The 413-nt window shown below is 51.6% G+C and carries 1 protein-coding gene; it reads left to right on the plus strand.

All coding sequences use genetic code 11. The annotated features are described in order from the left end of the window. Positions 1-413: GEVED domain-containing protein (locus ACRBG0_RS23690; RefSeq protein ID WP_431489324.1), on the plus strand; the 413-nt coding region annotated here is incomplete at both ends.

Raw genomic sequence — 413 nt, forward strand, 5'->3', positions numbered from 1 at the left:
GATGGTGACGGAGCGGATGAAGACGGTATTGATCTGTCAAACACGATGTTCGTCACGGGTCAGCCCACTGACTTGACCTTCGATGTGATGAACATGACGGGCGTTGACGCTAAATTGACGGTCTACATAGACTGGAACAACGACGGAGTGTTTGATCCAGTTGAGGAGATGTACTTTACAACGGTAGCAGATCAGGCGACGAGTGCCACGATTACAGGTGTTGTGCCTCCATTGAGTTCTACGCTTAATGACGATCTTGGTTTCCGCGTTCGTTTAACCACGGATATGGGGATGAGTCCTGAAGGTGCAGCCCCTGATGGGGAGGTTGAAGATTACGAGATCATGGTGATGGGCTTTGACTACGGAGACCTTGCGGATGCCGGAGACGGCGAAGGCGAACAAGACTACGAGAC

Origin of the sequence: Lewinella sp., from assembly GCF_050633125.1 — a bacterium.
GTDB lineage: Bacteria > Bacteroidota > Bacteroidia > Chitinophagales > Saprospiraceae > Lewinella.